13 protein-coding genes and 1 riboswitch are annotated in these 14,123 nt (G+C 59.4%); of the genes, 8 read left to right on the forward strand and 5 right to left on the reverse strand.

Features of this window, described 5'->3' with window-relative positions:
* Positions 1–164 precede the first annotated feature (164 nt).
* From HU754_RS28135 to HU754_RS28150, 4 genes are all read left to right on the forward strand, one after another.
* Positions 165–1,160 (forward strand): ArsR/SmtB family transcription factor, encoded by a 996-nt coding sequence (locus HU754_RS28135; RefSeq protein ID WP_099757399.1) that lies wholly within the window; start codon positions 165–167, stop codon positions 1,158–1,160.
* Between the two features lie 18 nt (positions 1,161–1,178).
* Complete coding sequence (gene metK / locus HU754_RS28140) at positions 1,179–2,369, forward strand: methionine adenosyltransferase (RefSeq protein WP_093429865.1); 1,191 nt, start codon at positions 1,179–1,181, stop codon at positions 2,367–2,369.
* Between the two features lie 216 nt (positions 2,370–2,585).
* On the forward strand, positions 2,586–4,262 hold the full coding sequence (gene ligB / locus HU754_RS28145) for an NAD-dependent DNA ligase LigB (RefSeq protein ID WP_099757400.1): 1,677 nt from the start codon (positions 2,586–2,588) through the stop codon (positions 4,260–4,262).
* Positions 4,263–4,359: 97 nt separating this feature from the next.
* Complete coding sequence (locus tag HU754_RS28150) at positions 4,360–4,755, forward strand: DUF1090 domain-containing protein (RefSeq protein ID WP_093429863.1); 396 nt, start codon at positions 4,360–4,362, stop codon at positions 4,753–4,755.
* A 78-nt stretch (positions 4,756–4,833) separates the two neighbouring features.
* On the opposite strand, the gene HU754_RS28155 is transcribed toward HU754_RS28150, so the two are convergent.
* Complete coding sequence (locus tag HU754_RS28155) at positions 4,834–5,283, reverse strand: c-type cytochrome (RefSeq protein ID WP_093429862.1); 450 nt, start codon at positions 5,281–5,283, stop codon at positions 4,834–4,836.
* A 128-nt stretch (positions 5,284–5,411) separates the two neighbouring features.
* On the opposite strand from HU754_RS28155, the gene mltA reads away from it, so the two are divergent.
* Entirely contained in the window at positions 5,412–6,590 is a 1,179-nt protein-coding gene (mltA, locus tag HU754_RS28160) for a murein transglycosylase A (protein ID WP_186620008.1), read from the forward strand.
* Between the two features lie 120 nt (positions 6,591–6,710).
* Here the strand turns inward: mltA and HU754_RS28165 are convergent, their stop codons facing one another.
* Complete coding sequence (locus tag HU754_RS28165) at positions 6,711–7,094, reverse strand: MAPEG family protein (RefSeq protein WP_008081053.1); 384 nt, start codon at positions 7,092–7,094, stop codon at positions 6,711–6,713.
* Positions 7,095–7,132: 38 nt separating this feature from the next.
* The gene (locus HU754_RS28170) at positions 7,133–7,966 is read right to left on the reverse strand and encodes an EamA family transporter (protein ID WP_093429860.1); all 834 of its coding nucleotides are present in this window, start codon (positions 7,964–7,966) and stop codon (positions 7,133–7,135) included.
* A gap of 212 nt (positions 7,967–8,178) precedes the next feature.
* Between HU754_RS28170 and HU754_RS28175 the strand changes: the two genes are divergently transcribed.
* Positions 8,179–9,348, forward strand: coding sequence for an MFS transporter (locus tag HU754_RS28175; RefSeq protein WP_093429859.1), 1,170 nt, complete (start codon positions 8,179–8,181; stop codon positions 9,346–9,348).
* Between the two features lie 267 nt (positions 9,349–9,615).
* Positions 9,616–10,881 (forward strand): cation:proton antiporter, encoded by a 1,266-nt coding sequence (locus HU754_RS28180; protein ID WP_186620009.1) that lies wholly within the window; start codon positions 9,616–9,618, stop codon positions 10,879–10,881.
* Here HU754_RS28180 and HU754_RS28185 read toward each other — a convergent pair whose 3' ends face one another.
* Positions 10,882–11,769 (reverse strand): formate/nitrite transporter family protein, encoded by an 888-nt coding sequence (locus HU754_RS28185; RefSeq protein ID WP_099757402.1) that lies wholly within the window; start codon positions 11,767–11,769, stop codon positions 10,882–10,884.
* Between the two features lie 174 nt (positions 11,770–11,943).
* The gene (locus HU754_RS28190) at positions 11,944–12,351 is read right to left on the reverse strand and encodes an acyl-CoA thioesterase (RefSeq protein WP_016984776.1); all 408 of its coding nucleotides are present in this window, start codon (positions 12,349–12,351) and stop codon (positions 11,944–11,946) included.
* Between the two features lie 198 nt (positions 12,352–12,549).
* Positions 12,550–12,648: riboswitch (S-adenosyl-L-homocysteine riboswitch) on the forward strand.
* Positions 12,649–12,671: 23 nt separating this feature from the next.
* On the opposite strand from HU754_RS28190, the gene ahcY reads away from it, so the two are divergent.
* Entirely contained in the window at positions 12,672–14,081 is a 1,410-nt protein-coding gene (gene ahcY, locus HU754_RS28195) for an adenosylhomocysteinase (protein ID WP_064388105.1), read from the forward strand.
* Positions 14,082–14,123 lie beyond the last annotated feature (42 nt).

Raw genomic sequence — 14,123 nt, forward strand, 5'->3', positions numbered from 1 at the left:
AGGCGTTTTTCCAATGGATAGCAGTGGTTTCGGTAGGTGAAACCTTTCCGCTGTTCGTTTGTAGAGTTAACCGTTTCGGGAGAAGTGCCATTTATCGAGCAATATCAAAACTTTTTGATATTGGCCTTGCGATGATTTGCCCCCCTCTCTAGACTGCCAGCCCTATGAACTTACGCGTGCCTTCCATTCGCCATGACGATTGCGACGAGCTGGCGGCCCTGTGCAAGGCCGGCGGCGATCCGCTGCGCCTGAATGTATTGCGCGCGCTGGCCAACGATTCGTTCGGCGTGCTGGAGCTGGCGCAGATTTTCGGCATTGGCCAGTCCGGCATGAGTCACCACCTCAAGGTGCTGGCTCAGGCTGATCTGGTGGCGACGCGCCGCGAAGGCAACGCGATCTTTTATCGCCGCGCCCTGCCCCACACCGAATTGCTCGGCGGCAAGCTGCACGCTGCATTGTTAGAAGAAGTCGACAACCTGGCACTGCCTGACGACGTGCAAGCGCGCATCGAACAGGTTCACGGCCAACGTGCCGCCGCCAGTCAGGACTTTTTCACCCGGGTGGCGGAAAAATTCCGTGCCCAGCAAGACTTGATCGCAGGCCTGCCGCAATACCGTGACAGCGTGCTGGCCCTGCTCGACAAACTGAACTTCGATGGTGCAGCCACGGCCATTGAAGTCGGCCCCGGCGATGGTGCTTTTTTGCCGGAACTGGCCCGTCGCTTCGGCATCGTAACCGCGCTGGACAACAGCCCGGCGATGCTCGAACTGGCGCGCCAGGTATGTGAACGTGAACAGCTGGCTAACGTCAGCCTGCAATTGGCCGATGCATTGAATGGCACAAGCCTTACGGCCGATTGCGTGGTGTTGAACATGGTGTTGCACCATTTCGCCGCGCCGGCCGACGCACTCAAGCATATGGCCAACCTGCTGCAACCGGGCGGTAGCCTGCTCGTGACAGAGTTATGTAGCCACAACCAGAGTTGGGCCAGGGAGGCCTGCGGTGATCTGTGGTTGGGGTTTGAACAGGACGATTTGGCCCGTTGGGCCACCGCTGCGGGACTCGTTCCCGGGGAAAGCCTCTATGTAGGCTTACGTAATGGTTTCCAGATCCAGGTCCGCCATTTTCAGCGACCGGCTGGCGACACTCACCATCGGTAAATTCAGGAAAACATCGAGATGAGCGAATACTCCCTCTTCACCTCCGAGTCCGTGTCCGAAGGACATCCGGACAAAATCGCCGACCAGATTTCCGATGCGGTGCTGGACGCCATTATTGCCCAGGACAAACACGCACGCGTTGCCGTGGAAACCCTGGTCAAGACCGGCGTGGCCATCGTTGCCGGTGAAGTGACCACCAGCGCCTGGGTCGACCTGGAGCAGATCGTTCGTGACGTCATCTGCGACATCGGCTACACCAGTTCCGAAGTCGGCTTCGACGGCGCGACGTGCGGCGTGATGAACATCATCGGCAAGCAGTCCCCAGACATCAACCAGGGTGTTGACCGTGCCAAGCCTGAAGATCAGGGCGCCGGCGACCAGGGCCTGATGTTCGGCTACGCCAGCAACGAAACCGACGTGCTGATGCCAGCGCCGATCACCTTCTCGCACCAGTTGGTGCAGCGCCAGGCCGAAGCCCGTAAATCGGGTCTGCTGCCTTGGCTGCGCCCGGACGCCAAGTCGCAAGTGACTTGCCGTTACGAAGGCGGCAAGGTTGTCGGTATCGACGCGGTTGTTCTGTCGACCCAGCACAACCCTGAAGTGTCGTACAAAGACCTGCGCGAAGGCGTGATGGAGCTGATCGTCAAGCACGTGCTGCCTGCCGAACTGCTGAGCAAAGACACCCAGTTCCACATCAACCCGACCGGCCAGTTCATCATTGGCGGCCCGGTAGGTGACTGCGGTCTGACCGGTCGCAAGATCATCGTCGACAGCTACGGCGGCATGGCCCGTCACGGCGGCGGCGCGTTCTCTGGTAAAGATCCATCGAAGGTTGACCGTTCGGCGGCCTACGCTGGCCGTTACGTGGCCAAGAACATCGTCGCGGCCGGCCTGGCCGAGCGTTGCGAGATTCAGGTTTCCTACGCGATCGGTGTGGCTCAGCCTACCTCGATCTCGCTGAACACCTTCGGCACCGGCAAGATCAGCGATGACAAGATCGTCAAACTGGTCCGCGAAGTGTTCGACCTGCGTCCATACGCAATCACCACTATGCTCGACCTGCTGCACCCGATGTACCAGGAAACTGCAGCGTACGGCCACTTCGGTCGCGCGTCAGAGACCAAGACCGTTGGCGAAGACACCTTCACCACGTTCACCTGGGAAAAAACCGACCGCGCCGACGCCCTGCGTTCTGCTGCTGGTCTGTAAGACTCCCTGGCGGTACAAAAAAGCCCCGCACGGTTCGCCCCGTGCGGGGCTTTTTCATGCCTGAAATACATCCCTGTGGGAGCGAGCCTGCTCGCGAAGAGGCCGGCGTGACCGACAAGTGATTCTGAGCAGAAACACCCCGCAAAACACCCCACCGACCGGGCCTCATATTTTCTTCTAACCTTCAAGCATTCCCCCTGAGCAAGGACGCTCACCATGCTTGTCACGCTGCGCCTGCTGTTTGTTTTCCTCGTGGCCTGTACGGCCCTCAACGCCCACGCCGATTGCCCGAAATGGCCAGCTACTCAAGCAAAAAGCGAAATCACCGCCCTGCAAAAACAGATCAACCAATGGGACGACGCCTATCACCGCGAAGGCCGCTCGCTGATTGCCGACGAACTCTACGATCAGTCACGTCTGCGCTTAAGTGAGTGGCAGCGCTGCTTCGATCTGCCACCCGCACCTGTGCCACTGCGCACCGCCTCAGGTTCAATCACACACCCCATCGCCCATACCGGCCTGGATAAATTACACGAAGCAGCCGCCGTGGAAGCGTGGCTACGCGACCGCCGGGATGTCTGGGTACAACCCAAGATCGACGGCGTCGCGGTGACGCTGATTTACCGCGCAGGCGTTCTGCATCAGGCCATCAGTCGTGGTGACGGGATTCGGGGCCAGGACTGGACGCCATCAGCGCAAAAGATCGCCGCCATTCCGCAACGCCTGACGCAACCGCTGGACCTGCTGGTACAAGGCGAACTTTATTGGCGCTTGAACGAACACGTGCAAGCCAAATCCGGCAGCGTCAACGCTCGCGCCACCGTCGCCGGATTGATGGGGCGTAAATTCCTGAATACAGAACAAGCCGCCGGAATCGGATTCTTCGCCTGGGACTGGCCGCAAAGCCCCCTGGACTTGCCCAAGCGAATAACCGGATTGGCGACGCTGGGTTTCGCCACGACGGAACCTTACAGCCAACCGGTCAGCGAACTCGCAGAGGCGCAAAAATGGCGCGATCACTGGTATCGCTCACCCCTTCCCTTCGCAACCGACGGCGTGGTTCTGCGTCAGGGTCAGCGCCCACCCGCCGAACGCTGGCAGGCACGTGCTCCCTACTGGGCCATCGCTTGGAAATACCCATTCGCGCAGGTACTGGCCGAAGTCCGCAAGGTCAATTTCAAGATCGGGCGCACCGGGCGCATCACCCCGGTGATCGAGCTGAACCCGGTCAGGCTCGATGACCGAGAGATAAAACGGGTCAGCGCCAGTTCGCTAAAACGCTGGCAGGCACTGGATATTCGTCCTGGTGATCAGGTCGCCATCAGCCTCGCCGGCCTGACCATTCCCCGGCTCGACGGCGTCGTGCTGCGAACCGCCGAGCGGGCAGAGATCAACCTCCCCAACGCCGACGACTTCCATACCTTGAGTTGCTGGCAACCTACCCCTGGTTGCGAAAGCCAGTTTCTCGCCCGCTTGACCTGGCTCAGTGGCAAGCAGGGACTGGCGATGCAGCATGTCGGTCGCGGCACCTGGGAGAAACTTTTCGAAACAGGCCGCCTGAATAACCTGCTGGATTGGTTGACCCTTGATGAGCCGGAGCTTGCTAACATTGCCGGCTTTGGCGAACGCAGCAGCGCCCGTCTGATGCACAGTTTTCACAGCGCCCGCCAACGGCCCTTCGCTCAGTGGCTCAAGGCTTTGGGCTTGCCGCCAAGCGGTGAGGCACAACTCCCCGATTCATGGCAGGCGCTGGCACAACGAGACACCGAACAATGGCAGGCAGAACCCGGTATCGGCCCCGGTCGCGCAGCGCAATTGAGCGCCTTCTTCCGCGACCCGCAGGTGTTAGCCTTGAGCGATACCTTGCGGAACGCCGGCATCGACGGTTTCTGAGCACGCAATCCCGGTACCCCGGGAACCCAACCACCACCGAGGCGCTCCAACAGCGCAGTGCCGCCCCGACCCGATTGCCTTTGCACATGGAGCTTTTATGAAATTTCTCGCACCGCTCGCCATGCTGACCCTTTGTGGCGTGATGGCCGCCCCTGTCATGGCCGACGAAGACGCCCCGGGCCTGACCGGTTGCGCGGCCAAGAAGCAAGGCATCATGAACCAGATCGAACAGGCCAAGTCGCGCGGCAACGCTGATCAGCAGGCAGGCCTGGAAACTGCCCTGCGTGAGGTGACCGAACACTGCACCGACGCGGGCCTGAAGAAAGAACGCGAAAACAAGGTGCTCGACGCCAAGCACGAAGTGAGCAAGCGCCAGGCTGATCTCGACAAGGCGATGAAGAAAGGCGATCCAGAGAAGATCAACAAGCGCAAAGACAAACTCGCCGAATCGCGCAAAGAACTTCAGGACGCGCTGGACGAAATCGATAAGTAAAAATCAAAAGATCGCAGCCTGCGGCAGCTCCTACATTGATCAGGGTAGGAGCTGCCGCAGGCTGCGATCTTTTAAATATCAATGATCGCGAAACTGTTTATGACAAGCGCTGCAGGCATCTTCAACTTTCTGCACCGCAGGCCCGAGATTGCTGGCCTTGTACGGCTGCACCTGGCTGGCAATCACCAATTCACCGGTGGCGGCTTCAAGGTTGCGGGCCATTTCCTGAAAACGTGCCTGTTGTTTCCAGACATCGTCCTTGGCGCTGGTGTGATCTTCTTCGCGAACCTGCGGGAAGTGCTTCCACGGCTCATGGGACAACGCATCAAGCTTGACCGCGCCCTCGGCGAATTTCGGCCCGTCGAACGGAATGCGCCCACGCAACATGCCTCCCAGATCTTCACCGGTCTTGAGCATCTGTTTGAAGATCGCCTTGCGTTGGCCCAGTGGAGAATTCGGATCGACACCGCCACAGGCGGACAAGGTCAGACAGGCCAGCAATACAACAGAAATGCTTTTAAGAGTCATGGTGGCTTCAGGTCACGGAATTCGGCGGCCAGTATCCTCGCGTCACCGCCAAACACCAATAGCCCTATTAAAAATACGGGTTGTTCGAGCGCATGGAGCACTCGGTCAACCGGCACAGGAATTACTCCATGAACAGCCCTTTCAAGGCCTGGCGTCACCCGCTGATCGCATCCCTGCCTCTAGTGGCAATTCTCGCTGGCTGCACCGGCGGTGATAGCGCCAAACCAAAAACCCACGCACTGGCCACTTATTCCAGCGCCACCTGGGAAGCACTGCCGGCAGTATCCGATAGCGATCTGGTCGCCGGTTTCGGTTCGTGGCGTAGCGCCTGCACCCGACTCAAAGCTGATGCCGTATGGGGCTCCACCTGCGCCGCTGCGGCCAACGTGCCGCAAAGTGCTGGCGAGATTCGCGCCTTCCTTAAGCAAAACCTCGACGTTTACGGCCTGCGCGCTGAAAACGACAACCCGAACGGGTTGATCACCGGTTACTACGAACCGGTCTACCCCGGCAGCCTGACGCCCACCGACACGGCCAATGTGCCGGTGTACGGCGTACCCGAAGACATGATCATTGTCTCGCTGGACAGCATTTACCCGGAGCTGAAAGGCAAACGCCTGCGCGGCCGCCTCGAAGGTCGCGTGCTCAAGCCTTACGACGATGCCGCCACCATTGAATCCAAAGGTGTAAAAGCTCCGGTGGTTGCCTACCTGACCGACCCGATGAACCTGCAATTTCTACAGATCCAGGGCTCCGGGCGAATTCAGACCGAGGACGGCAAACAGTTGCGCATCGCCTACGCCGATCAGAACGGCCATCCTTATCGCCCAATCGGGCGCTGGCTGGTCGAGCAAGGCGAGCTGAAGAAAGAAGACGTGACCATGAGCGCGATCAGCAACTGGGCCAAGGCCAATCCTTCGCGCATTCCGGAACTGCTGGGCAGCAACCCGAGCTACGTGTTCTTCACGCGCAACCCGGACAGCAACGAAGGCCCGCGCGGTTCGCTGAACGTGCCGTTGACTGCCGGTTATAGCGCTGCAGTGGATCGCAAGGTGATTCCGTTGGGCAGCCTGCTGTGGCTGTCGACGACAAAACCGGATGGCACGACACTGGTTCGCCCGGTGGCGGCACAAGATACCGGCGGCGCGATTGCCGGCGAGGTGCGTGCGGATCTGTTCTGGGGCACCGGTGATGCGGCCGGGCAACTGGCCGGGGACATGAAACAGCAGGGGCAGATCTGGATGCTCTGGCCCAAAGGCGCAGCACTGCCGCAAGTGCCGCAGGTGGCTGATACAGAGAAGAAGTAACCCTTGGAATCTGCTGAGGTAATCAGATAGCTATCGCGAGCAGGCTCACTCCTACAGGGGAACGCATTCCTAATTTAGGAGTGAGTCTGCTCGCGATGAGGCCATCAGCAACACCGATAATCAAACAGACACAAAGAAGAACGAAGCAATCAACCCCATCCCCACAAACCACACCAGCGAGCGCAGGATCGCCCAGTCCGCCAGGTAGCAAATGATGTAGAGCAGGCGACTGGTGATAAACAGCACCGCCAGCACATTGACCGTCACCAGCTCCGCCGTCCCCACCAGGTGCGCAACAATCACTGCCGCCGCAAATGCCGGCGTCACTTCAAAGCTGTTCATCTGCGCGGCATGGGCACGCCTCGCTACACCGTTGAGACTTTCGAGAAAGTCGCGCGGGTCGTGGTTGTCACTCAGCCGGTAGCCGCCCACGGCTTTCGCTACGCCAGTGCAGATATACGGCAGGAAAATCGCAATCAACACACACCACAGAGCCACCGTCATAACGCCGTCCTTTTTCGAGTTTTAGAGTTCGCGAGCGGTCAGAACTTCATTACCAGCATGCCGATCAGTACCAGCCCACAGGCTAAGAGCCGCGGCCGGCCAAAAGGTTCTTTGAGGTAACGCATACCGAACAGCACTACCAGAATCACGCTGATCTCGCGCAATGCCGCCGCCTCCGCAATCGAACCCAGCTGCATCGCCCACAGCACCAGAGCGTAGCTGGCCAATACGCAGAAGCCCACCGCCAACCCCAGCTTCCATTGCTCACGCCAGAACAACATGAACGCCGGACGCTTGGCGACCCATGCTAATAGCGGAAACGGCCAGGCGCTGAGCAGCGTGACCCAGACCAGATAATCCAAAGGATGGGACCAGCGCCGCAACGCCTGGCCATCAATGTAGGTGTAGCAGCCGATGCACAGGCCGATCAGCGCCACCACCGGCAACATCGACCATGGCAAATGCTTGCCACCGCCACCCTGCCATAGCAGACAAACCATGCCGAACGGGATCAGCATGATGCCGAAGATTTGCTGCGTGGTGAGCACCTCTCCCGCGAAGATCAGGGTCAGCGCGAGCACCACCAAAGGCGATAATCCGCGCATCAGCGGATACACCAGCCCGAGATCGCCGACCCGGTAGGCTTGAATCAGCAGATAGCGATACAGCAGCTCAAAGGCTGCCGAAGCGAGAATCCATGGCCAGATTTCCATGGGCGGCAAGCTCACGAATGGAAACGCGATGGCAACGACCAGCAGCGCCACGGTGTCCATGCACGCCACTACCAACAGTCGCTCGGCGCTGAACTTGATTAACGTATTCCACGTCGCATGCAACAGCGCCGCCATCAATACCAAAGCTGTCGCCAGCACGTTCCACTCCTTATTGTTGTTAGCGAGCCAATTAGTCAGATTATTGATTCGCGATGTGTCAGCAGCTGTTTATACTGCAAGCGACCACGCCGCACTCAGTTGCGCACAGAAAAATACCAATAATCCCTGCCTGCACCGCCCTCCATCGAGATCGGTCGTCGGCCTGCGTATGCCTGATCAAAGCGTCAAGACTATCGACAGAGACCTTGCGCATGCCACTCGCCTTGCTTGCACTCGCTGTTGCCGCGTTCGGCATCGGCACCACTGAATTCGTCATCATGGGCCTGCTGCCCGATGTCGCCCGCGACCTCTCCGTGAGCATTCCCCATGCGGGCCTGCTGATTACCGGCTACGCCCTGGGCGTGGTGTTCGGCGCCCCGATCCTGGCGATCGGCACCGCGAACATGCCGCGCAAAGCAACGTTGCTGGGCATGACGCTGATGTTCATCCTCGGCAACATCCTCTGCGCACTGGCGCCGAACTACGCGACGCTGATGGCCGCTCGTGTGGTCACCGCGCTTTGCCACGGCGCGTTCTTCGGCATTGGCTCGGTGGTTGCCGCCGGGCTGGTCGCACCGAACAAACGCGCGCAGGCGATTGCAATGATGTTCACCGGCCTGACCTTGGCCAACGTTCTCGGCGTGCCGCTGGGCACGGCGCTCGGGCAGTACGCCGGCTGGCGCTCGACGTTCTGGGCGGTGTCGGTGATTGGTGTGATTGCGGCGCTCGCGCAATGGTTGTGGCTGCCAAAACACATCCCCATGGACAAGGCCAACCTCGCCAGCGAATTCAAGGTACTGGGCAAGGTCAACGTGTTGCTGGCGCTGGGCATGAGTGTGCTCGCGTCGACCAGTCTGTTCAGTGTGTTCACTTACATCGCGCCGATCCTCCAGGACATCACCGGCGTCAGCCCGCATGGCGTGACGGTGATGTTGCTGTTGTTCGGCGTCGGTTTGACCGGTGGCAGCATGCTCGGCGGGCGTCTGGCTGATAGCCGTTTGTTGCCGTCGCTGGTCGGTGTGGCCTTGGCGGTGGTGGTGATTCTGGCGGCGTTCAGTCAGACCAGTCGCTCGGTGGTGCCAGCGGCAATCACGCTGGTGCTGTGGGGGATTTTCGCTTTTGCGCTGTGCCCGATTCTGCAACTGCTGATCATCGATCAGGCGCATGAAGCACCGAACCTGGGCTCGACGTTGAACCAGAGCGCATTCAACCTTGGCAACGCAGCGGGTGCGTGGATCGGCGGACTGGTGGTGGCCAGTGGCGCGGATCTGGCGGACTTGCCATGGACGGGTGCGCTGGTCGGTGTATTGACGGTGCTGACGGCGCTGTTTTTCATCTATCTGCAACGTCGCGAAGCGGCTGCGGTCAATGTGTCCGGCTAGCCCTCACCCTAACCCTCTCCCAGAGGGCGAGGGGACTGAATGGGGGATGCTTCAGAAGTACGCCGACCTGAACGCGCATTGCCGAATCCATAATCGACTCGGTTATTCAGGTCGATGCATGCCACAAGACAATAAGGTCGGCTCCCTCTCCCTCCGGGAGAGGGCTGGGGTGAGGGAAGCTTGTGCCCTCTGTCGCTCTCAGCCCATCAAACCCTTGCGCCCAAACATCGGGCGCGCTCCACTCACCCATCATCCAAAGGACCCCGGATGCTTGAACTTGTCGCCGCTTTCATCTGCCTCACCACCCTCCTCACCTTCGTCAATTTCCGCTTCATCGGCCTGCCGCCGACCATCGGCGTGATGGTCACCGCGCTACTGTTCTCGCTGATCCTGCAAGGCCTGAGCGTGCTCGGTTACCCCGGTCTCGAAGAACGCGTGCAGCAACTGATTGGCCAGATCGACTTCGGCGATCTGCTGATGAACTGGATGCTCTCGTTCCTGCTGTTCGCCGGCGCCCTGCACGTCAACCTCAACGACCTGCGCAGCTACCGCTGGCCCATCGGTCTGTTGGCGACTTTCGGTGTGTTGATTGCCACCACGGTGATCGGCAGCCTCGCCTATTACATTTTCGCCCTGTTCGGCTGGCACGTGAGTTTCCTGTACTGCCTGTTGTTCGGCGCGCTGATTTCGCCGACCGACCCGATTGCGGTGCTCGGCGTGCTGCGTACCGCCAATGCCTCGAAACCGCTGAAAACCACCATCGTCGGCGAGTCGCTGTTCAACGACGGCACCGCTGTAGTGGTGTTCACCGTGTTACTGGGCATCGCCCAACTCGGCGAAACCCCGACCATCAGCGCCACCGCGATGTTGTTCGTTCACGAAGCGATTGGCGGCGTGCTGTTTGGCGGCCTGATCGGTTATCTGGTTTATCGAATGATCAAGAGTGTCGAGCAGCATCAAATCACCGTGATGCTGACGCTGGCGCTGGTCATTGGTGGTTCGGCGATGTCTACCGAGATTCACGTTTCCGCACCGATTGCGATGGTGGTCGCCGGTCTGATCATCGGTAACGTCGGGCGCAATCTGGCGATGAATGACATGACCCGTCGTTATCTGGACGGTTTCTGGGAATTGCTCGATGACATGCTCAACGCGCTGCTGTTCGCGCTGATCGGCATGGAGCTGTTGCTGCTGCCATTCAACTGGCTGCACATGGCTGCAGCGGGTTTGCTGGCGGTGGCGATTCTGCTGTCGCGCCTGCTCACTGTGGCCCCGGCGATTCTGCTGCTGCGCCGCTGGCGGACAGTGCCGGCCGGCACCATCCGGATTCTGACCTGGGGCGGTTTGCGCGGCGGTGTTTCGGTGGCACTGGCGCTGGCCCTGCCGTTGGGCCCGGAGCGCGATCTGCTGCTGAGCATCACTTACATCGTGGTGCTGTCATCGATCCTGTTGCAGGGCCTGACCATCGGCAAACTGGTCAAGTACGCGACTCGCCATGAGCCCGTGACCATCAGCGAAGCCGCTCACCACTGATCATTTTTTGATCTCCTGCGGATCAGGTTTCCCGGCCTGATCCGCAGGCTCCTTAGGCGCACCGCTCTCGCTGCGAATCTGCGCATGGCTGATCAGCGCAAAGATAAAGCTGCCACCAATGATATTCCCCGCCAACGTGGGACCTGCGAAGACCATCCAGAAATCGCTCCACGGCAACTCGCCGGCAAACACCAGATACGACACTTCCGCTGAACCCACCACAATATGGGTGAAATCGCCGAGCGCCATCAGGTAGGTGATGAGGATGATGATCCACATCTTCGCGCTCTCCATGGACGGAATCATCCAGACCATGGTGGCGATCATCCAGCCGGAAACGATGCCCTTGGCGAACATCTGGCTGGCGTGGTTCTCCATCACCTTGCGGCCAATTTCGAGGAAGGCGTGGTCAGTCTTGGTGTCGAAGATCGGCAGTTCGAGCATCACGTACGCGACCAGAATCGTCCCGCACAGATTACCGACCAAAACCACTGTCCACAGGCGGATCAGCCGGCCGAAGTTTTTCAGGGTCGGTTTGGTCATGACCGGCAATACGGCGGTCAAGGTGTTTTCGGTAAACAGTTGCTGGCGGGCGAGGATTACTGCGAGAAAACCCGCGCAGTAGCCGAAACTGGCGATCACCTTGAACTCGTCACCTTCGGGCAGACGCGAATTGAGCAGGCCCATGCCCATCAATGACAGGCCCATGGTCAACCCCGCCGCCAACGCCGACCACCAGAGCGCGGCGATGCTGCGTTCCAGTTCCTGATCGCCTTGGGTGCGGATGATTTCATGCAGAACGGCCGCGCGGGGCGGCTGGCTTTTCTCGACTTCGTGTTGCTCATCGGCCGAGAGATCGGGGGTCTTGCCGTCGGTGGGGGTGGTCATGGCGTGGGAACCGTGGGGGTGGTGTTTACCTACGACCCCGGCGGTTCATGGCTGTTCAGTGGCCTGATCAATCTTCGGTGACAGGACAACCGCTTTCGCGAGCAAGCTCGCTCCCACAGGTACAGCGTGATCCTTGTGGGAGCGAGCTTGCTCGCGAAGAAAGCACCGCCGATGTTATTTGGTGACTAACTCATCTTCCTGGAACTGATCTTTCACATATTTGATTTCAGTGCGTCCGTGCGGTGCCGGCAAACCGTCTTCACCGAGGTTCACAAACACCATCTTCTCAACCGTCAGAATGCTCTTGCGGGTGATCTTGTTGCGCACTTCGCAGGTCAGGGTGATCGAGGTGCGGCCGAACTCGGTGGCAGTGATGCCCAGTTCGATGATGTCGCCCTGGCGCGAGGCGCTGACGAAGTTGATTTCGGAAATGTACTTGGTCACCACGCGCTGATTGCCCAACTGGACGATCGCGTAAATCGCCGCTTCTTCGTCGATCCAGCGCAACAGGCTGCCACCGAACAGGGTGCCGTTGGGGTTGAGGTCTTCGGGTTTTACCCATTTGCGGGTGTGGAAATTCATCTTCACTCCTGAGTGTCTTGCCGAACGATGGACGGTATCTTGGCAGACTGAGCGGTCATGCTCCATGCGGCTTCGACTATGGTCGTCATTAACGATCTTCATCTGGCCGACAGAAACCCTTTGGAAGATCAGTCTAGACGGCTATAATCGCCCCCGTTTCAAAACGGTAACGTTCACTTGCTACCGTTTTCCCGCCACCTGTCCGAGGGGCGCTGCAGCAGGTTCAACCTGTCAGGCTCGGATGGGGCGTTGACTGGCTCAGGCCGGACACTAAACGCACAACGGCGCCCATTCGCATACATTACGAATGGAGGCTCTTCATGAGCGCTGTTATCACGCCTGCAGATTTTAACGATTACAAAGTTGCCGACATGTCCCTGGCTGCCTGGGGCCGTCGCGAAACCATCATCGCCGAATCGGAAATGCCGGCCCTGATGGGTCTGCGTCGCAAGTACTCCGGCGAACAGCCGTTGAAAGGCGCCAAGATCCTCGGCTGCATCCACATGACCATTCAGACTGCCGTGCTGATCGAAACCCTGGTTGCCCTGGGTGCCGAAGTACGCTGGTCGTCCTGCAACATTTTCTCGACTCAGGATCAGGCTGCTGCCGCTATCGCTGCTGCCGGTATCCCGGTTTTCGCCTGGAAAGGCGAAACTGAAGAAGAGTACGAGTGGTGCCTGGAGCAGACCATCCTGAAGGATGGCCAGCCATGGGACGCCAACATGATCCTCGACGACGGCGGCGACCTGACTCAGCTGCTGCACGACAAGTACCCACAAGTACTGGATCGCGTTCACGGCGTGACCGAAGAAACCACCACCGGCGTACACCGTCTGCTGGACATGCTGGCCAAAGGCGAGCTGAAAATCCCGGCCATCAACGTCAACGACTCGGTGACCAAGTCCAAGAACGACAACAAGTACGGCTGCCGTCACAGCCTGAACGACGCGATCAAGCGTGGTACCGACCACCTGCTGTCCGGCAAGCAAGCGCTGGTCATCGGTTACGGTGACGTGGGCAAGGGTTCGGCTCAGTCGCTGCGTCAGGAAGGCATGATCGTTAAAGTCTCCGAAGTTGACCCGATCTGCGCCATGCAAGCATGCATGGACGGTTTCGAACTGGTTTCGCCGTTCATCGACGGTATCAACGACGGTTCCGAAGCGAGCATCGACAAAGCGCTGCTGGGCAAGATCGACCTGATCGTGACCACCACCGGTAACGTCAATGTTTGCGACGCGAACATGCTCAAAGCCCTGAAGAAGCGCGCTGTTGTCTGCAACATCGGTCACTTCGACAACGAAATCGACACCGCTTTCATGCGCAAGAACTGGGCATGGGAAGAAGTGAAGCCACAGGTACACAAGATCCACCGTACCGGCCCGGGCGCGTTCGACGCGCAGAACGACGACTACCTGATCCTGCTGGCCGAAGGCCGTCTGGTTAACCTGGGTAACGCCACTGGCCACCCAAGCCGCATCATGGACGGTTCGTTCGCCAACCAGGTTCTGGCACAGATCTTCCTGTTCGGCCAGAAGTACGCCGACTTGTCGCCAGCCCAGAAAGCCGAGCGTCTGACCGTTGAAGTACTGCCGAAGAAACTCGACGAAGAAGTGGCTCTGGAAATGGTTCGCGGCTTCGGCGGCGTGGTCACCCAACTGACCAAGCAACAGGCTGACTACATCGGCGTGACCGTCGAAGGCCCGTTCAAGCCGCACGCTTACCGCTACTAACAGGTGCTTGCTCGCTCTCCCTGTGGGAGCGAGCCTGCTCGC

This window comes from Pseudomonas zeae (assembly GCF_014268485.2).
GTDB classification, from domain to species: Bacteria; Pseudomonadota; Gammaproteobacteria; order Pseudomonadales; family Pseudomonadaceae; genus Aquipseudomonas; species Aquipseudomonas neuropathica.